Raw genomic sequence first — 24,117 nt, 5'->3', positions numbered from 1 at the left:
TGATGGTGGGCCAGACCTGGCCTGGAACGGTCAGACGACGCGGGTAGGAGCATCTTGTCCGGAGAGCCCCAGGGCGAGACCGTCGAGGAGCATCGCGCCGATGTGGTTCTGGGAGTCGACCGACATGGCCCCGATGTGGGGCGTGAGGACGACATTGTCCAGTTCCGCCAGCCGGGTCGGCTCGCGTTCGACGGCAAGGACGTCGATGGCGGCCCCGGCGATGTGCCGTCGCGCCAGGGCGTTGTAGAGGTCGGTCTCGTCGACCACTCCTCCGCGGGAGACGTTGACGAGGTAGGCGCCGGGCTTCATCGTGGCCAGCTCCGCCGCGGTGACGAGGTTGCGGGTGTGATCGTTGAGAGGGCACGTGAAGGCGACGACATCGGCCTCGCGGAGCACTCCGCCGGTGGCCATCAGCGTGATGCCCGTCCGCGCGAACTCCGCTTCGCGTTCCGGAGTGGGACGGCTCACCGAACCCACCACCCGCATACCGACGCCGCGCGCCAATGCGGCCAGGCGGGAGCCGATGTCGCCCAGCCCGACGATGCCCATTGTCTTGCCAGCCAGTTCGATGCCAGCCAGCTCGGACTTCTTCCACAGGTTGCCGCGGATCTGCCGGTCCGCGAGGGCAATGTGACGCGTCACGGCGTAGGTGAGTCCGAGGGCCAGTTCGGCCACCGCGCCGGAGGACACGCTCGGAATGTTGAAAACCTGGACACCTGCGCGCTCGGCCGCCGCGAGGTCGATATTGTCGGTTCCGTTGCCCGCTCGGGCGATCACCTTCAGCTGGGTGGCTGCCCCAATGACGTCAGCCGGCAGCTTCACGCCGCTGCGCAGCACGATCGCGTCCATGCCGCGCAGGAGGTCGACGAGTTCGGTCGTGGACGGCTGCATGCGAACGATGACGTCGTACGCCGTGCGGAGTTCTTCCAGCGCCTGAGGAGCGATGGGGTCGACGACCAGAACCTTGTGGCGAGCGGGTGAGGAGGGGGGAGCTGAGTTCACGGGGTGCGTTCCCTGTCGGTCTGAATGATCGCGAGGAGCCCGCCTGCAGGGGCCCAAAGGCGCCCCGGGGGCAGCCCTGAACGGGCATGCCCCCGCGGCTTTTCGGCAGGAGGCCGAGGCGAGGGGATCAGGCGTCGAGCTTCTGCCACTCCTTGAGCTGCTGGAGCTCGAAGACGTCACTTACTGCGGCGATACGGTCCTCCAAGTCGGTGGAGTCACCGTGCCTGCAGATGGACTCGAACGTCTCGCGCAGCGAGGCGACAGTGGCGCGCAGCCCCTGGTTGGCGTAGATGACGACGGACACGCCGGCCTTGGTGATGTCGTCCACGTGCCAGTCCGGGTAGGTGGTGGGAACGATGACGACTGGCCGGCGGCCGTCCCAGCGCGACAGGAACTCCTCGACCTGGTCCTTGGTCTTGGACTTGGAGTGGATCAGCACGGCGTCGGCACCGGCTTCGCAGTAGGCGTGGGACCGCTCCAGGGCAACGTCCACACTCAAGCCGTTGATCAGCGCCTCGGTGCGCGCGACGACGAAGAAGTCCTTCGTGGCCTGGGCGTTCTTCGCGACACGGATCTTGCTGCAGAAGGACTCCGTGCTCAGCAGCGTCTGGTCACCGCCCGCGAAGCTGTTGAGCTTTGGGAACAGCTTGTCCTCCATGCAGACGGCAGTGATGCCAGCGGCCTCGTACTCGTGGACCATGTGCACCACGTTCAGGTTGTTCCCATAGCCCGTGTCGCAGTCAGCGATGACCGGTATGCCGAGCGCCTTTTGCATGTTCGCTGCGGCCTCAAGGTACTCCGTCATTGTTAGAACGCTGGCGTCGGGAAGGCACCGGGCTGCGGACACCTCAAGACTGGAGGACCACACGGCGTCGAAGCCCGCCTGCTCCGCGAGCACGCCGCCCAGTGCGTCATGGGCACCGGCCACGCGGACCAGTTCGCCCTTTTCCACCAGCGATCGGAAGGAGGGGTACGAACGCTTGAGCATCTATTTCTCCAATATGTTGTGGGCACACAGAGTACGGTGAGACATTCCAAGAGGATTGAGGGAAGTCACACACGAAAGCAATCTTCCGCCCGATGAACGGAATTTCGTTCGTCGAGTGGACGAGATGGGCCAAAGAATGAATCTAGGCAGCCACAGAAATCTTCGGAGCATCCTTATCGGCGGCCCGCACCAGCGGAACACACAGTGTTCCGACGGCCCCGAACATGATTCCCAGGACAATCCAGCCGAATGCGCCGACGTTGATGACCAACGCGGTCACGAGCATGGGGCCGACGAACTGCTGGAGGCCGCGCCCGAGAGCGAAGACTCCCTGATACTCCCCTTGGCGCCCCGGTGGCGGAAGCTCGAATGAGATACCCCAGCTTCCGGCCGCCTGATAGATCTCTCCGAACACCAAAACCACGGCCGCCAAGACGATAAGGGGGGCCACCCACGTGTCGGAGACAGCAGCGGTTCCAGCGAAAAACAGACAGGAGACCAGCAGAATGAATCCTGATCGCCTCTGCAGTATTGCAGCGCCCTGGGCTGTTTCTCCCCCTCTGCTCAACCGTACTTGAAGAAGCAGGACGAGCAGCGTGTTGGATATTATGACCACAGAGTTGAGGCTGCCGGATTCCCGCAGCCGGATGGTGATCCACAACGGAATGCCGATGTTCAACATCGCATTGTGAAGCTCCAGGAGCCCGCTGGCGAGCGTGACAGCGATGAAACGGTAATCGCGCAGGGCGGCCCAGCTCCCTATCCCGGCCTGCCGTCCACCCTGTCCCGGCCGCATCGGTGCACGGAGGCTCAGGGTCACCACCGCACAGATCAACTGGGTGCAGGCATTGACTCCGATCACCGAATAGAACGCCTGGCGGGTACCTGCCGCCAGAGCCACGCCGGCCAGAGCCGCACCGGCCATGGAGCCGAGGTTGAAGATACTGCGCATCTGGGCGCGCACCTTCGTCGCGGTCTCTCTCCCGAAAAGGCTGAACGTCAGGGTGGCCCGCAAAGGGCTGCCGGCCGCCTCCCCGACCGCTATCAGACAGGCAACCACCGCGAACGCGGCGAAGGTGTCACTGAAGCAGTACAGAGTGAAAAGGACAGAAAGAGCAGCGTAGTTGCCAGCCAGCAGCGGCCGTGCTCCGAACCTGTCGGCGAATCTTCCCGCTGGGACCGTGGACAGGAATCCGAAGAAGCCCGCGATGGAGAGGATCACTGCGACGGCCTGTGGCGAAAAACCGATCACTCGGGTGAAGAAAATCGCACTGGAAGTCAGAAAGATCCCGGTACCCGTCGACTGTATCAGCGTAAGGAAAGCGAGTCTGCGTGCAGTACGGGTTCGAGGAACCAGGTCATCACATAGGCCACGAAGTATCCGATTCACATAGTCCCCCTTTTTCCTCTACTCCGCATGCCCCGACGGCATGCGGCGCGAATCGGGTGAGCAGTAGCGAGGTCAAGCCTCCCGTATTCACGCCATGGAGAGCCTTTGCAACGCCAATCGTCAGATCGGCAGGCTCCTGCCGTCAGGCTCGATCATCCTGACCAGGGATCGAGGAGGTGTCAAGAAATTAAACTTCAGGCAAATCTTTCGCTGATTAAACGTACAACTTAAGGGCTGTCTGGGATAAAGGTGTAATTTGGGGCCTTTGCCTGTTTCGAGGATGCGAATCCTCATCGCGAACGGACTGGCAAAAAAGTGATTGCGTTTGGCAATGGAGCGGATAAAATGCCACCTCGCTTAATTCCTGTCGATCACGACTGTGTGTCGACAGTGCTGAAGGCGCTCACGGGAACAGCTGCTAGCGTCCTGTCACGTGAATGACAGCGTGTACGTGGGCAACGCAGGCAAAGATGCGGCACTGGACCGGGGTTGGCTCCTGGGGCACTTTAAGGACGTAGGCGATCCGCGCCACAGTGAGGCTGTGGAGATCAAATGGGGTGTCCATCCCCGCGGCGATGAGCGATCGCAGTGGGTGAAGGGCGAGGAACGCACAGCGCTCCTGGTTCTCATCAGCGGACGCTTCCGCGTTGCGCTCCCGGGCCGCAGCGTTCTTCTGGAACAGCAGGGTGATTACGTCGTATGGGGGCGCGGGGTCGATCATTCATGGTTCGCAGAGGATGAGTCGGTAGTGCTGACCGTTCGGTGGCCATCCGTGCCCGGCTACGCGGTGACGGAGCGGGATCAGGCGCGACTGCAGACCTGACCACGAAGGACCGATGGCGCGAGACCGGCGAGAACCGCTGGCCAGCCCACTGCAGTGCGCACCCGTCCTCGGACCGCCGTCCTCCCCGTGGGACGGTGGCCGGAGCGAGTTCTACGCTTCGGGAGCTGGCGAGGGTGTGACGGCGGCGCAGAGCCGAGCGCCTGGCATGTGACGTGGCGGGCATCAGCCCAACGTCGCCGGCCGCCCTGAAGATGCCGCGCGCACCTCCCCGCCCGCGCTGCCCCGTCTATCACATGGGGTGATGTTCAGGGCTGGAATCGGGGATCACCTCACGCTCCACCAGGCCACCTGGCACCGTCTCGCGCGAATCACGCCGACGATCAAGGAGCGGGCGGTGCTCACCAACTTTCTGAGCGAGGAACAACGCAGGCGCTTCGGCCACTTCACCGAGGACCCGGACGAGGGACAGCTCGCCGGGTCCTTCCTGCTGGATCAGACCGCGCGGCGCCGGGCGATGGCCACCCGTGGCGCGGGGAACCGGCTCGGCTGGGCCGTTCAGCTCGGCACCATCCGCTACCTGGGCACCTTCCTGGAGAATCCCAAGGAGGTCCCTGCCATGGTGGTCGGTTACGTCGCCGAGCAGCTCGGCCTGGAGCCCGACGACTTCGCCGGATACGGCACCAGCGAGGCTCGCTGGGACCACCAGGAGCAGATCCGCGAGGGCTACGGGTACACGAAGTTCGAGTTCGACCAGTGGTTCGCGCTCGCCCGTTGGCTGTATCAGCGAGCCTGGATCGGCAACGAACGCCCCACCCTGCTGTTCGACCTGGCCACCAAGCGGCTGGTGGACAAGAAGGTGGTCCTGCCCGGGGTAACCGTGCTGGAGCGGCTGGTCTCCGGCACTCGCGAGCGGGCCGAGAAACAGCTATGGGCCACCCTCGCCGGAGCCCCGACCGCCGAGCAGGCCGACCGGCTGCAGCAGCCGGTCGTCGTCCCCACGGGCAAGCGCCTCTCCGAGCTGGACCGTCTGCGCCGCTCCCCGAGCGACATCTCGGCGCGCGGGGTGGGCAAAGCCCTGGAACGATACGAACCGCTGCACACCTTCGGCGGTTCCGCGTGGGACCTGGACGCGATACCTCCGGAACGGCTACAGGCTCTGGTGCGGTTCGCCAAGGCCGCCCATGCCCAGGCCGTTTCCGACCTGAGAGGAGACCGGCGCCTGGCCACCCTGGTCGCGTTCGCCGCAGTCATGCCACAGCTCGCCGCCGACGAGGCCATCGAGGTCTTCGACCTGGTGATGGGCGACATCATCCGCAGCTCCGCCACCAAGATGACGAAACAGCGGCTGCGGACCCTCAAAGACCTCGACGCCGCGGCGATCGAGCTGCGCAAGGCCTGGCTCGCCATCTGCACCACCGCCGCCGACCCCGAGGGCGACCTGCTCACGACGCTCGACGCAATGGACGTCGGCCCCGTCCATGCTGCGGCCGACACCGTCAAGCTCCTCGCACAGCAGCCCGACGACGGCGCCGAGCAGATGCTCGCCGCCCGCTACAACACCATCGCCCGCTTCCTGCCCGGCCTGCTCAAGACGTTCACCTTCGAGGCGAGCCCGGCCGGCGAGCCCGTCCTGGACGCGATCGGCTTCGTGAAGTCCCTCAAGGGCCGGCGCCGCCCCATCCAGGCATGGGAGATCCCCGCCAAGGTCCTCACCTCCGCCTGGCCGCGCCTTGTCTTCCCGCCTCCGCCGATGCCCGTGGGCAGCGTGGAAAAGCGCGCTCTGATCGTCGCGTCCGCCGAGGCCCTGCGCGCAGCGCTGCACCGGCACGAGGTGTTCGTACCGGGTCTGCGCAAGTGGGGCAACCCCAACGCCCGCCTGCTCGGCGACGCCGCATGGGAGGCGGCCCGCACAAGGGTCTGCGAGGAACTCGACCTCGACCCCGAACCCAGCAAGATCCTCGCCGAGTGGACCGACCGGCTCGACAAGGCCCACCGGGAGTTCGCCGACGGCCTGGCCGCCAACCCCGCCGTACGCATCGAGCAGCAAAACGGCCGCGACCGCATCATCCTCACCGGCCTCGACCGTCTGGACGAGCCCGCCTCGCTGGTCGAGCTGAACAAGGAGGTCGAGGCGAGGATGCCCGCCGTCGACTTGCCCGAGATCGTGCTGGGAGTCAACTCCTGGGTCCCCTACCTCGGAGACTTCACCCACGTCTCCGAGGCCAGCTCCCGCATGGACGATTTTGAGCTGTCCTTGGCTGCGGTCCTCACCTCCGAGGCCACGAACGTCGGGATCGAGCCGATCGTCCACGACGGCGTCGATGCGCTCAGCCGCGACCGGCTCTTCTGGGTCGAGCAGAACTATGTGCGCGCCCAGACCCTCTCGATGGCCAACGCCCGCCTGGTCGACTACCACATGCGCCTGCCCCTGGTGCAGGCGTGGGGGCGCGGCGAGTTGGCCTCCGCCGACGGGCTGCGCTTCGTCTCCCCGATCCGCACCCTCAACTCCGGGCCGAACCCGAAGTACTTCGGTACCCGCCGGCGCGGGGTGACGTTCTACAACTTCCTCTCGGACCAGTTCAGCGGCCTGCACGGCATCCTGATCCCCGGCGCCCAGCGCGACTCCTTCTACATCCTGGACGGACTGCTGGAACAAGAGACCGCTTTGCGACCCGTCGAGGTCACCTCCGACACCCACGGCGCCAGCGAGATCGTCTTCGGGCTCTTCCGGCTCATGGGCTACCAGTTCTCCCCGCGCCTGGCCGACGTCGGCAGCGCCACCTTCTACCGCGCCGACTCGGACGCCGACTACGGGCCGCTCAATCCGGTCACTCGCGACAAGGTCAGCCTCAAGCAGATCACCGCCCACTGGGACGAGATGCTCCGTCTCGCCGGCTCCCTGCACTCCGGCACCATCAAAGCCTCCAAGGCCCTGCGCGTCCTGGCGCCGGGCGGCAAGCCCACCCTCACCGGCAAGGCCGTCATGGAACTCGGCCGCCTGAACCGCAGCGCGTACCTGTCCTCATACTTCACCGACGAACTGTTGAGGCGCCGGGTCAAGACCCAGCTCAACCGGCAGGAATCCCGCCACGAACTCGCCTGAAAGATCTTCCACGGAACAGAAGGGCGAACTGAGGCAGTCCTACAGAGAGGGCCAGGAAGACCAGCTCGGCGCGCTCGGACTGATGCTCAACATCGTCGTTCTGTGGAACACGGTGTACTTCCAGAAGATCATCGGAGAGATGCGGGCCGAGGGCATCCATGTTCGGGACGAGGACATCGCCCGCCTCTCGCCGCTGAAGTTCGCCCACATCAACTTCCACGGCCGCTACAGTTTCGCGCTGCCCAACGAGGTTCAGGGCGGACAGCTCCGCTCCACCGCCAAGCCCGAAACGGCCTCCACCACGATCTAGGAAGCACCTCCGTCCGGCTTGCCTATGCCCGTGCTCTGGGCGAGCCGGTAACGGACTTTCTCGTGCGACAGCCCCACCTGGCCGCCAATCTGCCGCAGCCCCCAGCCCTCCGCCTTCGCCGAGGCCATCCCCTCATCCAGGGCCATGTCCGTCACCTCGCCCAGCGCAGCCCGCAACTGCATGAGCAGCCGCAGCCGGATCGCCGGGGCCAGTTCATCCAGACCGGCACAGAACCGCGCCACGTCCGCTTTCAGGAAACCGATCGTCGGGTCGTCGCTCACCCGCACACCCTGGCAGCCTCACTCACTGCCCGTCAAAAAATTTGACAGCTACGCCGGTTTTCTGTTCCGTTCCTACTCGGACCCCAGCTTGCGTCCCTGCCGGCGCGGCGCGTCGCCCAGTCCATCGGCCTGCTGCCGCAGTCCCCGACGGCGCCCGAGGCAATCACCGTCGCCGACGGGCCCACCACCTTCCTGGACATCGCCCACCAGGTGGAGATGCTCGACCTGGTGCGCCGCCTCGACCACGAGCGCGGCAGGACCGTCGTGACCGTCCTGCACGACCTCAACCGGGCCGCCAGGTACGCCTACCACCTCGTCGCCGTGAAGGCGGGCCGCGTCGGCGCGCTGACCGCGCTCGGTCAGCGGACGCGGCGGGAGCGCCAGACGAGGAAGAGTGCCGAGGCGACGGCCGCGACCCGGACCACGACCGGCCAGGTGTCGGCGAGCGCGTCGGCCATGCCACCCTTCGGGATCGGGTCGCCCCAGCGGTCGTTGAAGCGGCCCCAGAGCCAGACCAGGCCCGCGGCCACCGACACGCCCGGCAGCCAGAAGACGGCGACCTTCGCCTCACTGCGCGTCAGGGTCCGCGAGAAGTAGGCGAGCACCCAGCCCGCGAGCAGCGCCCAGATGTTGCCGAGGACCGCGCCGACCACCAGCAGCGCGGCGGTCAGCAGCAGGAACGGGTTGGTCAGGCCGAAGCCCGCGCCCTCCACCGCGCGCCTGCGGCGCCACCAGGCGCGCCGGGGCCCGCCGGCCTCCTCGACCGCCTCGACCTCCTCCTCCACGGCGGGAACGGCCTTCTGCAGCGGCACGGTCGCCGCGCCCTCCGGCCGTGGCGGGCGCAGTATCTCGGGGATCTCGACGCCGCCGACGAACCCGCCGACCTGCAGCTGCCCCGACCCCATCACGTCGGGCCCCGGCCCCGGCTGCACGCGCCACCAGTCGGTCGAGCCGCCCCGCGGGGGTGCGCCGCGCTCGTCCATGCCCGCGAGGTGCGGACCCGTCGGCATGGAGGGGGCGGACGTCGGCTGCCGCGGCACGCCGGGGCCCGTGGCCGACGCCTCGTCACCGCGGCCCACGGCCCGGCCCGTTCCCGCTCCCGCGGAGCCGACGACGGTCTCCGGCGTCCCGAGCTCCCCCAGGATGCGCTTGACCGAGGCCGTGGTGTCGCCGCCCTCGCCGCCGCGCCGCCTGTCGATCTCGCCGCGCAGCGAGGAGACGAGCCTCATACGCTCCGACGACGGCATCTGTCGTTGATGAGCCACGTCGCCGACGCGGCTGAGGTAGTCAAAGACCAGCTGGTCGCTCTCGATCCCCACGCACGCGATGGTGTCGGAGTACTCAGCGCACGTCCAGTGCCGCCGCGGGGCGGGCGGCGCCCGGCGCGGCCGTACGCCGGTCCGTGCGCCGGTTCCGTACGTACGCCGGTCCACGGGCCGGTCCGTGCGCCGGGTTTGTACGTCCCCCGTACGCGCGGCCTTCGCGCCGTCAGGTGCCGCTGGGCGGCGCGCTCATCGCGGCCGCGAGGAACGTGACGGCGTAGCGCCTGGCCGCCTCGCCCGCCGCGGGGACCCGGCAGCCGGGGGAGGGGCGGTTGTGGACGTCCACGCGGTCCACGGCCGTCACGGCGAGGATCCCCCGCATCCGGAACCACAGCTCCTCCGGCGTGAGATCGGGCAGCGCGCGCCGGAACGCCGCCAGATAGCGCTCGCCGACCGCGCCCTCGGCAGGGCCCGTCCAACTGCGCGCCTCCTCCGCCGGGTCGCCGAGGATCGTCACGATCAGCCGGGACCTCCGGGCGCCGCCCTCGTCGCCTGCCGGCATCCCGTCGAACAGCGGCCCCGCGAACGCCTCGACCAGGTCGGCGACCGGCGGCTCCGGCGTCCTGGCGAGCAGGGCGTCGAGCCCGGCGCGCTGCGCCGCGGTGATGGGCTCCGTCACGCGGCGGGCGACCGCGGCGAGCAGCTCGGCCTTCGAGCCGAAGTGGTAGCCCACCGCCGCCAGGTTCGCCCCGGCGCGCTCGGTGACTGCGCGGATCGAGGTGCCGCGGTAGCCGCGCTCGGCGAAGAGGTGCTCGGCCGCGTCGAGGAGCTGGGTGCGAGTGTCGGTGGGCGCCATGGATGCGTACTGTAACGTTCGTTTGAATCAAACGAACGTATGAATGAATCCCGTCGGTGACGTCGGTGACGTCGCCGACGTCGCTGCCGTCAGTGACGTCGGTGACTGACGACATCAGCGGAACGACAACAGCAGGGGTCGCCATGAAGCTGCTCGTGTACGGCGCCGGGGTCCTCGGCAGCCTGCTCTCCGCCCGCCTGTACGAGGCCGGGCTCGACGTCTCGCTCCTCGCAAGGGGCAAGCGTCTGGCCGCCCTGCGGCGGCACGGGGTGCTCCTCGCCGAGGAGAACGGCCCGGCCGTCAGACGCGTACCGGTGCCGGTGGTCGAGCGCCCGGACGGCGGGTACGACCTGGTCGCCGTCCTCGTCCGCACCCACCAGGTCGCCGCGGTGCTCGAACCGCTCGCCGGTCTCACGAGCGACGTGCTGTTCCTGCACAACTGGGCGGCGGGCCCGGGGCCGCTCGGTGCGGTGCTCGGCCGCGAGCGGGTGCTGCTCGGCTTCCCCGCCCTGTCCGGCGGCACGATGGACGGCGACGTGGTGCGCCACCGCGCGGCCGGCGGTCCGGGCCGGGGCATCGCGATGCCGGTCGGCGAGCCCGGCGGCCGCGCCACCCCGCGGCTCGACCGGATCGTGCGGACGTTCCGGGCTGCCGGGATCCGCACCAGGGCCGAGCCGCGGATGGAGTCCTGGCTCGCGACGCACGCCGCCTTCTCGGTGCCGCTCGGGCAGGCGGCGCTCGCCGCAGGCGGCCCCGCGGCGCTCGCCGACGACCCGGAAGCGGTCCGCGGCATGGTCCGCCGCATGCGGCAGCAGCTTGCCGCCCTGCCGGCGCCGCCGGTCCCCCGCGGGTTCGCCGCGCTGCGGGCCCTGCCCGAGGGGCTGCTCGTGCCCGTGCTGCGGCGCTTCCTGCGGAGCCCGACGGCCGTGCACAGCGGACTGAGCGACCTCTCGCCCGCGACGGCGGCCGAGCTCGACCTGCTCGCGGAGCAACTGCGGGCGGGGGCGCCGGCCCGCGTCCGCTGATGCGCCGCGGTCACGCGCCGCCGCCGCGGCCGGACCGCGGGCCGCCGCCGCGCGCACGCGGGGGCAGGACCGGCGCACCGCGGGCCGCCGCCGCACGCCTCCCGGGCCGGGCCGACGCACGGCGGGGCGTGCGGCGGGCCCGCGGCGCCGCCGTCACGGGCTACCTTGGGTCGGATGGGCAGGACGGGCCGTACCGAGGAGGCACAGGTGTCGGAAGGACCCGAGGCGACGAGCGGCGCGCCACGCGGCGGACGCGGCAGCACCGGCGGCGACGGCCGCGCTGCCGCCGCCCCCCGCACCCTCGCCGAGGCGCTGCGCGCCCGCGGCGACGCCTCGCTCGGCGCGCTGCTGCGCGCACGCCCCGACCTGCTCTCCCCCGTGCCGAAGGACCTCTCCGAGCTGGCGGGGCGTGCCGGCACCCGCGCCTCCGTGGTCCGCGCGCTCGAACGGCTCGACCGCTTCACCCTCCAGGCGGCCGAGGCCCTCGCCGTCGCCCCAGAGCCCGCCACGCTCCGGGCCCTGCGCGGCCTCCTCGCGGGCGACGACGGCGACGAGGCCGTCGAGGCCGCGCTGCCCAGGGCCCTGGAGACCCTGCGCGACCAGGCCCTCGTCTGGGGCGACGACGAGCGCCTGCGCCTGGTGCGCACGGCCCGCGAACTCCTCGCGCCCTCCCCCGCGCACCCCTCCCCCACGGGCCTCGGTCCGACCGTCGCCGAGGCGATCACCGGCATGTCGCCGGGCCGCGTCCAGGAGATCGTCGCCGCCGCGGGCCTTCCCACCACGCACGACGCGGTCTCCGCGGTGGCCGCGCTGACGGACCTGTTCACGGACCGCCACAGGATGGCGGCGCTCCTCGACACCGCGCCGGGCGAGGCGCTCGGCGTCCTCGACCGGCTGGTGTGGGGGCCGCCGTACGGGGAGGTCACGGCGAACCCGACGCCGCCCGTGCAGTGGCTGCGCGACCGCGGCCTGCTGCTGCCCGCTTCGCCCCGCACAGTGGTGCTGCCGCGCGAGGTCGCGCTGCACCTGCGCGGCGGCCGGGCGCACCGGCGGCCCGAGCCGGTGCCGCCCGCGCTCGAACCGCGCGGCGCCTACAGCCCGCAGGTCATGGACAGCGCGGCGGCCGCGCAGGCGTTCACCGCGGTCGGCACGGTCGAGGAGCTGGGCAAGGAGTGGAACGAGGGCGGCCCCGGCGTCCTGCGCGCAGGCGGGCTCTCCGTGCGCGACCTGAAGCGGACGGCCGCCGCCCTCGACACGACCGAGCCGCTCGCCGCGTTCTGGCTTGAACTGGCGTACGGGGCCGGTCTGATCGCCCCGGACGGCGAGGCCGACGAGCGGTACGCGCCGACGCCCGCCTACGACGACTGGCAGGAGCTGCCCGCGCCCGAGCGCTGGGCGGCCCTCGCCACCGCGTGGCTCGCCGCCACCCGCGCGCCCGGCCTGGTCGGCGGCCAGGACAGCAGGGGCCGTACGCTCTCCGCCCTCGGCCCCGACCTGGACCGGGGCGCGGCCCCCGAGGTCAGGCTGCGCGTCCTCGCACTGCTCGCGTCCCCGCCCGAGGGCACGGCGCCGACGCGCGAGTCTCTGCTCACCCGGCTGAACTGGGAGCGCCCGCTGCGCGGCGCCGGTGTCACAGGGCGCACCGAGGACCTGCGCTCCCGCCTCGCCGGCTGGGTGCTCGACGAGGCCGAACTGCTCGGCGTCACCGGCAGAGGCGCCCTCTCCGCGATGGGCCGCGCCCTCCTCCCCACGACACCCCCCGCCGACCTCCCACGAGACCCGGCCCCCGAGCCCCCACCGCGAAACGTGCCCCCCGCCGTGGTGCCCCAGGGCGGCACACCGGACACGGACCCGGATTCGGGGGCGCCAGGCGCGGGCACGCGGGACGCGGCCGTCGACACGGCGGCGCAGGACGCGGGGGCGTGGGATGCCGGAGCTGCGGCCTCGGTGGCCGGGGCCGGGGCGGTCTCGGCGGGTGCCGCGGGCGTCCCGCAGCCGCAAGGGCCCGGCCGGGCGGCGGCGTGGCTGAGCGCCGAGGCCGCCGCCGACACCCCGGGCGCGCGGGCCGGGCGCGCCGCGCGGGCGCTCGCGCCGCTGCTGCCCGAGCCACTCGACCACGTGCTGCTCCAGGCCGACCTGACCGCCGTCGCGCCCGGCCCGCTGCTGCGGCCGCTCGCCGAGCTGCTCTCGGTCGCGGCGGACATCGAGTCCAAGGGCGGCGCGACGGTCTACCGCTTCACGCCCGGTTCCGTACGGCGCGCGCTCGACGCCGGGCAGTCCGCTTCCGACCTGCACGCCTTCCTCAGGGACCACAGCCGTACGCCCGTGCCGCAGCCGCTGACGTACCTGATCGACGACGTCGCCCGCAAGCACGGCCACTTGCGGGTCGGCGCCGCGTCCGCCTACGTGCGCTCCGACGACGAGGCCGTGCTCGGCGAGATCCTCGCCGACCGGCGCTCGGCCAACCTGCGGCTGCGCCGCCTCGCGCCCACCGTCCTCGCCACCCAGGCCGACCCTGCCGCGCTCCTCGAAGGGCTGCGCGCCATGGGGTTCGCGCCCGCGGCCGAGTCGGCGGAGGGCGACGTGCTGGTGTCGCGGGCCCACGCGCACCGCACCCCTGCGCGCTCCGCGCCCGTACCGGTGCCCGACGGGCCGCCGCGGCCCGAGCCCGCGCTGCTCGGCGCCGCGGTCCGCGCCCTGCGCGCGGGCGACCGCGCGGCCACCGTCGAGCGCAAGCCGCCGACGCAGGGCGCGGGGGCCGCGGGCGCCGCCCCCGCGGCGGCGGGCGGCGAACCGCCGCGCACCACGGCGGCCGAGACCCTCGCCACCGTGCAGGCGGCGGTCCTGACCGGCTCGTCGCTGTGGATCGGCTACGTCAACGCGGAGGGTGCGGCGAGCCAGCGGGTGATCGCCCCGGTGCGGGTCGAGGGCGGCTTCGTCACCGCGTACGACCACACCGCGGACGAGGTCCGCACGTACCCCCTGCACCGGATCACCGGCGTCGCCGAACTCGCCGACGACCCGGCCTGACGCGACAGCGCGCGGCACGCCCCACGCGTTGACGTGGAACTGCGGCACGACCACCCGCGGCCGGGCGCCGCGACGTGCGAGGGGCCCCGGTGCACCCACCGGGGCCCCTCCCTGCGCGCCACGCGCCTACTGCCGCCGCAGCAGCCCGGCGAGGCCGCCGCGCGACGCGGCCTTCCCTGCCTTCCCCGTCGCCGGCTGTCCCGGCTTCCCCGGCTTGCCCGAGGCCGAGCCGGCCTTGCCAGAACCCGCAGCCTTCGCCCCCTTCGCGCTCCGGGCCGCGGAGCCCTTGGCCGAGCCCGCGCCCTTGGCGGGGCCCGAAGCCTTGCCGGAGCCCGCGCCCTTGGCCGAGCCCGCGCCCTTGGCGGGGCCGCGCGCCGGGCCCGAGCGGGCGGGCTTCGGCTCGACGGGCTCCTCCAGAGTCCTGGGCTCCTTGACCCGCTTGAGGGTCCGCACGGTCCGCCGCCCCGCGGTCTCCTTCGGCTTCTCCGGCTCCTTGGCGCGCTTCAGCTCGCGGTACTTCGCGGGCGTCGGAGGCGTCGCGTCCACGGCCGCCCCCTCCGTACCGCCGCCGTCCACGCCGCGGAAGCGGCGCAACGCGCCGCCCCTGCGCACCCGCACCGGCCGCGGCTCGGCGAGCGAGTGGTAGCGGCGGCCGATGAACCGGCCGATCAGCACGTAGGCGATGATCGCACCCGCCGTGTTCATGATCACGTCGTCCACGTCGAAGGCGCGGCCCTCGACCATGGCGCCCTGCGCCAGCTCCACCAGCGTCATCACCACGGCGGTCAGCAGCACCACCCGCACCATGCGGCGCCTGCGCGGCACCAGCACCGGCAGGATCACCCCGAACGGCGCCCCGATCAGCAGGTTCCCCCCGACCTGCTTGCACGCCCCGAGGAACGAGTAGTCGTCGAGGTACTGCCGCAGCGAGTGCCCGGGCCGCAGGTTCGACCCGGCGATGCCCGCGGACGCGGGCGACGGGGTGAGCGTGAGCTCGGCGAGCAGCACGGAGAACGCCACCATCGCGGCGAACGCCACCACGAGGATCAGCAGCCGTAAGGCCGTACGGCCCCAACTCCGCCTCATCACAACCTCGTCGCCGCCCGTGCGGGCCCCGTCCTGCTCCGTCTCCGCGTTCATGCGGAGCGGATGCCCCCGCCCGCCCGGCACATGCCGCACGCAGGCGGCCGTCTGTGGCCCATCCACTTCCCCCCGCGTCCCTCCACGTCCCCCACGAACTCACCATCTTCCCGTACGGAAGTCGGAGCCGTACGGCATCCTTCACGGTGAGGAGGACGGTATGGGCAAGGCATCGAAGAAGAAGCAGGAACGGCGAGCGCAGGGCACGAGCAAAGCCAAACCGATGGACAGCGCTCACGAGGACGATCCGCAGGCACTTGGTAACGCAGCCTTGCAACGACTGCTCCGCACCAATGAACCCAGAAGGCTCAGTCTGGCCGGCGCCTACTCGTTCGGGTACCTGGCGCTGGCAGAGGCGCAGGTGGAAGAGAACGAGCCCCACTGGTACCAGGAGATCGACCCTCTGGACGCCCTGTTTCTGGGCACGGCCTGGCCTGAGCGGTTCAGCGACGAACACGAGTTCGCGAACTCACGGGACGCATGGCTGCGTCTGTTGAGAGACACGACACACGGAAAGGACATCGAGCGTTTCGTCCGCGAAAGTGTGTCGGCGAGCGAAGACCTGGGCCTCCCAGTGGACGACGGAAAGTTCCTGCTGGCGCTCGCCGGTCGACTGGAAGCTGCCGGACTCGACCGACGTCGCCTACCTCGTCGCTTGCTGCCCGACACGGCCCTCCAGGGTTGTCGTGCGGTCTTCGGCCCTTCTCCTGGCATGAACCTTCCCGAACAGCCGAAAAACGCGGCAAAGAAGGTCAAACGCTTCTGGGCGCAGGGACAACAACAGATCCCGGAAACCGCCGAGGCCGTGCTCCGCGAAGGACTGCGCCGCTTCTGGAATGACGACCTGCCGGTGGAGCAGGAATCCGCACTTCTCCTGCCGGCCCTGTACGGGCCCCTTATGACAAAGCCTGGCGAACTCCTGGAGAACATGGGCGATCACGCCTGGGCATGGGCACTCTCCCTGGATGAAACCTCGTCGCTCCTGCCAGTGCTCGACATCCTCATCACCGCTCCCGGACTGGGCCTCTCTGTCACCGACACCCTGAAACACTTGTTCGCCGTTCCGGCTTTCACCCAGCCGATCCCCTCCGACGCTCTGTTGTGGACCAGCTCCCCTGGCCTCGCTCTCCCCCGCCTCGCCTTCGAACTGGGCTTTTCGAAGGTGAGGACACGAGACAGCGTGATCAGGTCGAACATGTTGGACTACGCCGGTATGCAGATGCGGATGCATCTGAGCACGGCTAATTACGATGCAGAGACCTCCGACTCCGACAACATCACGGAGGCGGAGTATGCAGAAGGTACGCCGGGCAGGGGATGGGAGGAACGCAGCCAGGCCGTGCACGAGGCGGTAGTCGAGCGGCTACGGAAGAAGACTGGTGGGCGCTCGCTCCCTCACCGCTCTTCCGGAAACCCCGTCGAGCGCATCTGGAACGCAGACGGCAGTTCCGTGGTGCGGATTTTGACGGAAACCCCCGAGGGGCAGTTGGTGCGGGACGCCCATCAAGCCCAACTGCGGGCGTTCAAGGACAAGTTCGGCCGCGAACCAGTCCCGGGCGATCCATTGTTCTTCGATCCTGACGTGGATGAACCTACTCGGCTCAGCGAAGAGTACTTCGATGACATGATGCTGGAAATGGCAGAAAATGCCGCAGAAATCGGAATCGATCCAGCCTTCCTGCATGCCTCTCGCGAGGTCGGCTACATGGTCACAGAAATGAACAGAAACATGTTCACCGTGGCCGAAGTTCTCGCCTTCACGAGGGCAGTCGAGCGCCACCGGATTGCGCAATGAGCCCAGAGGTCGTCAACCACGTCAGCGGGGGCATCTTCTTCAGTGCCGTCATCCAGGGCAAGAACATCACCCTGACGCTTCCTGACCGCCCTGACCCCGCGCTTGCAGGGCTGCCCCGGAAGTCCGCGACCTTCGCCGGCCGGCAGGACGCACTGGAAGAGGTCTTGTCCGTTCTGGCCCCTCCCTGCGCGACCGCGGACGCAACCGAGCAGTCCCGGGACGCCGTGGTCGTGACGGGGCTGCCGGGGGCCGGAAAGACCGAGCTGCTCCTCCAGGCATCGCATCGGGCGGTGCGAGAGGAGGGCTGGTTCCCCGGCGGAGTCCTCTTCATCGACCTGCACGGCTACGAAACGAAGAGGAAAGTCACCCCCAAACGAGCGCTGGGCACCCTCCTCAGGGCCCTCGGCATCCCCTCGAAGTACGTTCCCCCACGCCTCGACGACCGAGCCCGCCTCTACCGCTCTGTGCTCAGCACGCTGGCCGACGCAGGCCGGCGCGTGCTCGTTGTGCTGGACGACGTGCCGCCGACCGAGAAGAGCTTCCACCTCCTTCCCGGGGACGGGAAAACCGTAACCCTCATGTCGTCACGACACCTGGTGTCCGAACTCGACGCCCTGACGGTCACTCTGCGGGAGCTCCCCACAGCGGAGGGTCGGGGACTATTGGACAGAGCCCTTCGCAGCTCCCTGCTCGACGACTCGCGAGTCACGGACCAAGCAGAGGCGGCCGACCGGCTCGTAACCCTGTGCGGCGGGCTCCCCTTGGCCCTGCGCATTCTTGCGTCCCTACTCATCGATGCGCCGACACGCCCCCTGGCAAGCCTCACGGAAGATCTCGAAGTCACGCATGCCAGGCTGTCCCTACTGGCTCGCGAGGAACGCGCCGTAACTGCCGCCTTTGAACTGTCCTACCGGCATCTCAGCCCGGATCAGGCCGAAGTGTTCCGGTTCATGTCGCTCCACCCCGGGGCGGACTTCTCCACCCAGGCCGCCGCTCAATTGTGCGGGAAGGAAGAGAAAGAGACCGAGCTCCTTTTGTTGAAACTGACACGGAAGCATTTGGTGGAGCCACGAGAACCGTACGGCCGCTGGCAACAGCACAGCCTTCTGCGCCTCTATGCGAGAAAGTTGATCTCGGAGGAGGATGACCCTTCCTGGGTGGAGGGTTTCCTGCGCCTCCTCACCTACTTCCACAAGATGACCACACTGGCATGCTCGTCACTTTTCGAGCCCACCGACCCTGAGCCTGCAGAGGACTCCCCATTTAACAACACAGCCGAAGCGATCAAGTGGCTGGAGGCGGAGCGAGTATCCCTCATCATTTCCGTCACGTGGGCGCACGAAGCCCAGGATGATTTCACGTGCATCGCACTCGCCCAAACAGTGTCACGGTTCCTGACCGAGATGCGCTACCTCGAAGACGCCCAGCAGGTCATCTCCAAAGGGATCATTTCAAGCAGAAGAATGAAGGATCGATTGCACGAGGCCGCCTTTCTGAGCCAACTCGGCCTGACCCTGCGCGACATGAAGAAACTTCGCAAATCCGTCAGGGCCCATCGTCAGGCAGTCAAGATCACCCGACGGATGAACAAGTCAAAACGCCTCGCACAAGCACTCAACAACCTTGGACTTTCACTGCACGACCAACGAAAATTCGATGAAGCTCTCAATAATCATGTCGAGTCGGCTCGCCTGTTCAAGCGGGCCGCCGATCGACATGGCCTGGCCTGCACCCTGAGCAATGCGGGCGAGACTCTCATCGAATTGAATCGATTGGAGGAAGCTTGCCGAGAACTGCGAAAGGCCGCAAAGATTTTCCGCAAGATCGGCGATCACCACAGCCGGTCTCAGGCTCTTGGCAGCCTGGCCAAGGTCAAACGCCACCTCGGGATGGTGGAGCAGGCCGTAGAACTGCACAGACGTGCACTCGACATGACCGGAGGCGTCCTCCCCCTCAATCGGGCAATCGAGCTGACCAACTTCGGCCACACACTGACGATGGTCGGAGAGCACGTGGAAGCCCTCGAAGCCCTCCGGGAAGCCCTGAGCATCTTCCGGTCACGTCGTGAACGGCGAGGCGAGGCGATGGTCCTCGGCAACATGGCGATCGCCTACCAAGACCAGGGCGAATGGAGCAGGGCAGAACGGCTGCACACGCTGGCCCTGGAGATCTTCATCGAAGGCAAGGACGACCATCGTCTGGCCATTGAGCTTGGGAACCTCGCGTTCGCTCAGCTTCAGCTCGGCCGCCACAGCGAGTCCCTGACGAACCTGGAACTCGCCGCAGCGCTCTACCACCAGGTCGGCGACACCGAACGTGCCGCCGAGTCACTCGACGTAGCGGACCGGGTACGGCAACGGGTAGGGGTGGCCGCGTACTCCGTACCGGAACTGCCCTGAATCTCACGGGCAAGAGGCACACTGGATATTTGGCCGGCACGGAAAGGACGCAGGTACGTGAACGGACCCCTCATCGTCCAGAGCGACAAGACGTTGCTGCTGGAGATCGACCACGAGCAGACGGACGCGTGCCGCCGTGCCATCGCCCCGTTCGCCGAGCTGGAGCGGGCGCCCGAGCACATCCACACCTACCGGCTCACGCCGCTCGGGCTGTGGAACGCGCGGGCCGCGGGGCACGACGCCGAGCAGGTCGTCGACGCGCTGGTGGGGTTCTCGCGCTACCCGGTGCCGCACGCGCTGCTGGTGGACGTGGCCGAGACCATGGCGCGCTACGGGCGGCTCACCCTCAGCAAGCACCCCACGCACGGGCTCGTGCTGACCTCGACCGACCGGCCGGTGCTCGAAGAGATCCTCCGCTCGAAGAAGGTGCAGCCGCTGGTCGGCGCCCGCATCGACGAGGACACCGTCGCCGTGCACCCCTCCGAGCGCGGGCAGATCAAGCAGACGCTGCTGAAGCTCGGCTGGCCCGCAGAGGACCTCGCGGGGTACGTCGACGGCGAGGCGCACCGCATCGACCTGGCCGAGGACGGCTGGTCGCTGCGCCCGTACCAGAAGCAGGCCGTGGAGAACTTCTGGCACGGCGGCTCCGGCGTGGTCGTCCTGCCGTGCGGCGCGGGCAAGACGCTGGTCGGCGCGGGCGCGATGGCCGAGGCGAAGGCGACGACGCTGATCCTCGTCACCAACACCGTCTCCGCCCGGCAGTGGAAGCACGAGCTGGTGCGGCGCACCTCGCTCACCGAGGAGGAGATCGGCGAGTACAGCGGCACGAAGAAGGAGATCAGGCCGGTCACGATCGCCACGTACCAGGTCCTGACGACCCGCAGGAAGGGCGTCTACCCGCACCTGGAGCTGTTCGACTCGCGGGACTGGGGCCTGATCGTCTACGACGAGGTGCACCTGCTGCCCGCGCCGGTCTTCAAGTTCACCGCCGACCTCCAGGCGCGGCGGCGGCTCGGGCTCACCGCGACGCTGGTACGGGAGGACGGCCGCGAGTCGGACGTGTTCTCGCTGATCGGCCCGAAGCGCTTCGACGCGCCGTGGAAGGAGATCGAGGCGCAGGGCTACATCGCGCCCGCCGACTGCGTGGAGGTACGGGTCAACCTCACCGACAGCGAGCGGCTGGCGTACGCGACGGCGGAGACCGAGGAGAAGTACCGGTTCTGCGCCACGACCGACACCAAGCAGCGGGTGACGGAGGCGCTGGTGCGCCGGCACAAGGGCGAGCAGACGCTGGTGATCGGCCAGTACATCGACCAGCTCGACGAGCTGGGCGAGCACCTGGGCGCGCCGGTGATCAAGGGCGAGACGAGCAACGCGCAGCGGGAGAAGCTGTTCGAGGCGTTCCGGCAGGGCGAGCTGTCCGTGCTGGTCGTCTCGAAGGTCGCCAACTTCTCGGTGGACCTGCCGGAGGCGACGGTGGCGATCCAGGTGTCGGGCACGTTCGGGTCGCGCCAGGAGGAGGCGCAGCGGCTCGGCCGGGTGCTGCGCCCGAAGGCGGACGGGCACGAGGCGCGCTTCTACTCGGTCGTGGCGCGCGACACCATCGACCAGGACTTCGCGGCGCACCGGCAGCGGTTCCTCGCCGAGCAGGGGTACGCCTACCGGATCGTGGACGCGGACGAGCTGCTCGCCGACGAGGTGTGAGGGCCGCGGCTGCCGCCGCCTCGGTGGCCCTGGTCGGCAACGGGCGGTCGCCGGGCCGGTGACGGGCGGCCGCGTGGCCGGCGACGGGGTCGTCCGAGCCGGTGACGGCCGGTCGCATGGCCGGCGACGGGGTCGTCCGAGCCGGTGACGGGCGGCCGCGTGGCCGACGACGGGGTCGTCCGAGCCGGTGACGGCCGGTCGCATGGCCGGCGACGGGGTCGTCCGAGGCGGTGACCGTGGGCGCTCCCGGCTGCCCGGTCGTCGCGCGGTCTCGGTCGTCGCGCGGTCTCAGTCGCCGCGCGGTGGCGCGCCCGCCGTGCGGGGTCCTGGCACGGCGCGGTGGGGGCGCACCCCGGCCTCCTCGGCGTACTCGCCGAGCACGGCCACGTTGAACGCGGCGGACACGAAGACCCGGACCGCGCGCAGCGCGCCGCCGACGCGGTGGCTCTGGTGGGGGAAGGCGCCGACGCCGGTGGCGGTCGCGCCGTGGACGGGGGTGAGGGTGTGGGTGCTCATGTGTCCCATCATGGATTCCGGACATTCTCGGCACATCGGTCCGTGGGCTGAATCTCCGTCCCCGACCCGCCGTCCCCTGGGCGCACCCGGCGTCCGCCACGAGGCCCATGCCGGAGCGGCGCATCCCCTACGGGGCGGACGCGGGGCGAGTCCGGTCAGAGGTAAAAGGGTTCGCCCGATGGCCGCGCGAGGGCTAGAATCTCGCGTCTCCCCCGCCTCCTTCGTGGAGTGCCGCCGCCCGGACGGAAACCGGGTGGCCGCCGTGGTGTGATCCGCGCCGTACGAGGACCGCCGCACCGGCAAGGACCGGTGCCCGGACCCCCGGGGCGCCCGCACGCACCGCTCTCAGCCGCAGCCGCGTACCCGCACGCCGTGTACCTGTCACCGGAGGCCGTCCCGTGCCCTCGCACGCCCCTGACCCGACCGACCCGCTCGACCCGACCGACCCGCTCGCGCGCGAGCGCGCCCAACTCGCCGCCTCACGCTCCGCGCTGCGGGCCATGCGCGAGGAGGTGGAGTCCCTGGACATCCGCGACGTCACCGCGAACTGGGTGAACGCCGCCGTCCTCGACGCCCAGATCAAGGAGCGCATCACCGCGCTCGCCGATCTGGCGCACACCCCGCTGTTCTTCGGCCGCCTCGACTACCTGCACACGGTCGGCGCGGAGGAGGCCGAGGGCGCGGAGGGCGAGTCGTTCTACATCGGGCGCCGCCATGTGCACGACGCGCAGGGCGACCCGATGGTGATCGACTGGCGCGCCCCGGTCTCCCAGCCCTTCTACCGCGCGTCCAAGAAGAACCCGCTCGACGTGCGGCTGCGGCGGCGCTTCGGCTACACGAGCGGCGACCTCACCGCGTACGAGGACGAGCACCTCTTGGACCCGGCCGAGTCCGAGCAGACCAGCGCGCTGCTCCAGGCGGAGATCGAACGGCCGCGCGTCGGCCCCATGCGCGACATCGTCGCGACGATCCAGCCCGAGCAGGACGAGATCGTCAGGTCGGGGCTCGGCGGCACGGTCTGCGTGCAGGGCGGCCCCGGCACCGGCAAGACGGCCGTCGGCCTGCACCGGGTCGCGTACCTGCTGTACGCACACCGCGAGCGGCTGGCCCGCACGGGCACTCTCGTGGTCGGCCCGAACGCGTCCTTCCTGCACTACATCGAGCAGGTCCTGCCCGCCCTCGGCGAGTTGGAGGTCAAGCAGGCGACCGTCGAGTCGCTGGTGACGTCGGACGCGGTACAGGTGCGGGGCACCGACCCCGCACCCACGGCCCTCGTCAAGGGCGACGCGCGGATGGCGGAGGTGCTGCGGCGCGCCCTGCGCGCGCACGTCTCGATGCCCACGGAGCCGCTGATGGTGGTGCGCGGCTCACGCCGCTGGCGCGTGCCCGCCTACGAGGTGGAGGAGATCGTCCGCGAACTCCTCGGCCGCGACATCCGCTACGGCGCCGCCCGCGAGGCGCTGCCCCAGCGGATCGCGCACGCGGTCCTCGTGCGGATGGAGCAGGCGGGCGAGGCGCCAGACGACCGGGTGCAGGACGCGGTGGCGCGCAGCAGCGCGGTGAAGGCGGCCGTCAAGGCCGTGTGGCCGCAGGTCGACCCGGCCAGGCTGGTGCTGCGGCTGCTGTCCGACGCGGAGTTCCTCGCCGAGCACGCGGAGGGGGTGCTGACGGAGGAGGAGCAGCGCGCCGTGCTGTGGCCGAAGCCGGCGCGCAGCGTGAAGTCCGCGCCGTGGTCGGCGGCCGACGCGGTGCTGATCGACGAGGCGAACGACCTGGTCGCGCGCACCCACTCGCTGGGGCATGTCGTGCTGGACGAGGCACAGGACCTGTCGCCGATGCAGTACCGCGCGGTGGGCCGCCGCTGCTCGACCGGGTCGGCGACCGTGCTCGGCGACCTGGCGCAGGGCACCACGCCCTGGGCCACGGCCGACTGGACCGAGGCCCTGCGCCACCTCGGCAAGCCGGACGCGGTGGTGGAGGAGCTGACGGCGGGCTTCCGCGTGCCGCGCGAGGTGATCGCCTACGCGTCGCGGCTGCTGCCGGCGATCGCGCCCGGTCTTGTCGAGGTCCGCTCGGTACGCGAGTCGCCGGGCGCGCTGTCCGTGCGGGAGGTCGCGGCGAACCCCGCCACCGACAGCGACAGCGGCGCCGCGGCCGCCGCGGTGCTCGACGCCTGCCGCGAGGCCCTGAAGCAGGAGGGCTCGACGGGCCTGATCGCGGCGGACGCCCGCGTCCCCGCGCTGGCGGCCGCGCTCGACGCTGCGGGCATGCCGTATCTCTCGCCCGGCGAGGAGACCACGGCGGAGGCCCGCCTGACCCTCGTCCCCGCCTCCCTGGCCAAGGGCCTCGAATACGACTACGTGGTACTGGACGAACCCGCCGCCGTCGTCGCGGGCGAACCCGACGAGCGCACCGGCCTGCGCCGCCTCTACGTCGCCCTCACCCGAGCGGTCTCCGGCCTCACGGTCCTCCACGCCACGCCACTCCCCACCGCCCTCGCCGCCTGACCGGCAGAGCCCCGCCCGCTCCGGC

The 24,117-nt window shown here is 70.1% G+C and carries 15 protein-coding genes and 3 pseudogenes; 10 read left to right on the top strand and 8 right to left on the bottom strand.

Translation table 11 applies throughout. The features are described from left to right. Positions 1-30: 30 nt before the first annotated feature. The 3 genes from AB0910_RS08900 to AB0910_RS08890 form a co-directional block, all read right to left on the bottom strand. Positions 31-1,002 (bottom strand): NAD(P)-dependent oxidoreductase, encoded by a 972-nt coding sequence (locus tag AB0910_RS08900; protein ID WP_366743838.1) that lies wholly within the window; start codon positions 1,000-1,002, stop codon positions 31-33. A 127-nt stretch (positions 1,003-1,129) separates the two neighbouring features. Next, positions 1,130-1,990, bottom strand: coding sequence for an isocitrate lyase/phosphoenolpyruvate mutase family protein (locus AB0910_RS08895; protein ID WP_366743837.1), 861 nt, complete (start codon positions 1,988-1,990; stop codon positions 1,130-1,132). Between the two features lie 142 nt (positions 1,991-2,132). After that, positions 2,133-3,380: an MFS transporter gene (locus tag AB0910_RS08890; protein WP_366743836.1), complete on the bottom strand. Its 1,248-nt coding sequence runs from the start codon at positions 3,378-3,380 to the stop codon at positions 2,133-2,135. Between the two features lie 433 nt (positions 3,381-3,813). Here AB0910_RS08890 and AB0910_RS08885 point away from each other — a divergent pair, with 433 nt between their 5' ends. The 3 genes and pseudogenes from AB0910_RS08885 to AB0910_RS08875 all read left to right on the top strand — a co-directional run. Then, positions 3,814-4,203: a signal peptidase I gene (locus tag AB0910_RS08885; RefSeq protein WP_366743835.1), complete on the top strand. Its 390-nt coding sequence runs from the start codon at positions 3,814-3,816 to the stop codon at positions 4,201-4,203. A 262-nt stretch (positions 4,204-4,465) separates the two neighbouring features. Further along, positions 4,466-7,267, top strand: coding sequence for a Tn3 family transposase (locus AB0910_RS08880; RefSeq protein ID WP_366743834.1), 2,802 nt, complete (start codon positions 4,466-4,468; stop codon positions 7,265-7,267). Between the two features lie 22 nt (positions 7,268-7,289). After that, positions 7,290-7,577: pseudogene (locus tag AB0910_RS08875) on the top strand (Tn3 family transposase); the annotation flags it as partial. On the opposite strand, the gene AB0910_RS08870 reads toward AB0910_RS08875, so the two are convergent. Next, complete coding sequence (locus tag AB0910_RS08870; RefSeq protein WP_366743833.1) at positions 7,574-7,858, bottom strand: hypothetical protein; 285 nt, start codon at positions 7,856-7,858, stop codon at positions 7,574-7,576. The pseudogene AB0910_RS08875 and the gene AB0910_RS08870 sit on opposite strands and share 4 nt — an antisense overlap. A gap of 72 nt (positions 7,859-7,930) precedes the next feature. On the opposite strand from AB0910_RS08870, the pseudogene AB0910_RS08865 reads away from it, so the two are divergent. Beyond that, positions 7,931-8,197, top strand: a pseudogene (locus AB0910_RS08865) (hypothetical protein); the annotation flags it as partial. Positions 8,198-8,217: 20 nt separating this feature from the next. On the opposite strand, the gene AB0910_RS08860 reads toward AB0910_RS08865, so the two are convergent. Next, positions 8,218-9,177, bottom strand: a complete 960-nt coding sequence (locus AB0910_RS08860) for a hypothetical protein (protein ID WP_366743832.1) — start codon at positions 9,175-9,177, stop codon at positions 8,218-8,220. Positions 9,178-9,346: 169 nt separating this feature from the next. Continuing rightward, on the bottom strand, positions 9,347-9,976 hold the full coding sequence (locus AB0910_RS08855) for a TetR/AcrR family transcriptional regulator (RefSeq protein ID WP_366743831.1): 630 nt from the start codon (positions 9,974-9,976) through the stop codon (positions 9,347-9,349). Positions 9,977-10,119: 143 nt separating this feature from the next. Between AB0910_RS08855 and AB0910_RS08850 the strand changes: the two genes are divergently transcribed. Both AB0910_RS08850 and AB0910_RS08845 read left to right on the top strand, forming a co-directional pair. After that, positions 10,120-11,001 carry a 2-dehydropantoate 2-reductase N-terminal domain-containing protein gene (locus AB0910_RS08850; RefSeq protein WP_366743830.1) on the top strand — a complete coding sequence of 294 codons (882 nt, stop codon included), beginning with the start codon at positions 10,120-10,122 and terminating at the stop codon, positions 10,999-11,001. Between the two features lie 312 nt (positions 11,002-11,313). Then, positions 11,314-14,031, top strand: coding sequence for a helicase C-terminal domain-containing protein (locus AB0910_RS08845; RefSeq protein ID WP_366743889.1), 2,718 nt, complete (start codon positions 11,314-11,316; stop codon positions 14,029-14,031). A gap of 627 nt (positions 14,032-14,658) precedes the next feature. Here the strand turns inward: AB0910_RS08845 and AB0910_RS08840 are convergent. After that, a pseudogene (locus tag AB0910_RS08840) lies at positions 14,659-15,117 on the bottom strand (VanZ family protein); the annotation flags it as partial. Positions 15,118-15,331: 214 nt separating this feature from the next. Here AB0910_RS08840 and AB0910_RS08835 point away from each other — a divergent pair. Genes AB0910_RS08835 through AB0910_RS08825 form a run of 3 tightly spaced genes read left to right on the top strand, consistent with a single transcriptional unit; the run spans position 15,332 to position 21,069 of the window. Further along, positions 15,332-16,966, top strand: coding sequence for a hypothetical protein (locus AB0910_RS08835; protein ID WP_366743829.1), 1,635 nt, complete (start codon positions 15,332-15,334; stop codon positions 16,964-16,966). Beyond that, positions 16,963-19,365: a tetratricopeptide repeat protein gene (locus AB0910_RS08830; protein ID WP_366743828.1), complete on the top strand. Its 2,403-nt coding sequence runs from the start codon at positions 16,963-16,965 to the stop codon at positions 19,363-19,365. The genes AB0910_RS08835 and AB0910_RS08830 overlap by 4 nt, the downstream gene beginning before the upstream one ends. A gap of 57 nt (positions 19,366-19,422) precedes the next feature. Further along, positions 19,423-21,069 (top strand): DNA repair helicase XPB, encoded by a 1,647-nt coding sequence (locus AB0910_RS08825; RefSeq protein WP_366743827.1) that lies wholly within the window; start codon positions 19,423-19,425, stop codon positions 21,067-21,069. A 288-nt stretch (positions 21,070-21,357) separates the two neighbouring features. On the opposite strand, the gene AB0910_RS08820 is transcribed toward AB0910_RS08825, so the two are convergent. Continuing rightward, a complete protein-coding gene (locus AB0910_RS08820) occupies positions 21,358-21,585 on the bottom strand; it encodes a hypothetical protein (protein ID WP_366743826.1) in 228 nt (75 codons plus the stop codon). A gap of 398 nt (positions 21,586-21,983) precedes the next feature. On the opposite strand from AB0910_RS08820, the gene AB0910_RS08815 reads away from it, so the two are divergent. After that, complete coding sequence (locus AB0910_RS08815; RefSeq protein WP_366743825.1) at positions 21,984-24,092, top strand: UvrD-helicase domain-containing protein; 2,109 nt, start codon at positions 21,984-21,986, stop codon at positions 24,090-24,092. Positions 24,093-24,117: the final 25 nt, after the last annotated feature.

The sequence above is a fragment of the Streptomyces sp. NPDC047002 genome, from assembly GCF_040704505.1.
Classification (GTDB): Bacteria; Actinomycetota; Actinomycetes; order Streptomycetales; family Streptomycetaceae; genus Streptomyces.
The sequence above is the reverse complement of the archived record's forward strand: the minus strand, read 5'-3'. Positions and strand labels throughout refer to the sequence as shown.

Coding starts and splice junctions, on each gene's coding strand:
- AB0910_RS08855 (WP_366743831.1), bottom strand. CDS start 9,976: ATGGCGCCCACCGACACTCGCACCCAGCTCCTCGACGCGGCCGAGCAC.
- AB0910_RS08820 (WP_366743826.1), bottom strand. CDS start 21,585: ATGAGCACCCACACCCTCACCCCCGTCCACGGCGCGACCGCCACCGGC.
- AB0910_RS08850 (WP_366743830.1), top strand. CDS start 10,120: ATGAAGCTGCTCGTGTACGGCGCCGGGGTCCTCGGCAGCCTGCTCTCC.
- AB0910_RS08835 (WP_366743829.1), top strand. CDS start 15,332: ATGGGCAAGGCATCGAAGAAGAAGCAGGAACGGCGAGCGCAGGGCACG.
- AB0910_RS08895 (WP_366743837.1), bottom strand. CDS start 1,990: ATGCTCAAGCGTTCGTACCCCTCCTTCCGATCGCTGGTGGAAAAGGGC.
- AB0910_RS08830 (WP_366743828.1), top strand. CDS start 16,963: ATGAGCCCAGAGGTCGTCAACCACGTCAGCGGGGGCATCTTCTTCAGT.
- AB0910_RS08880 (WP_366743834.1), top strand. CDS start 4,466: ATGTTCAGGGCTGGAATCGGGGATCACCTCACGCTCCACCAGGCCACC.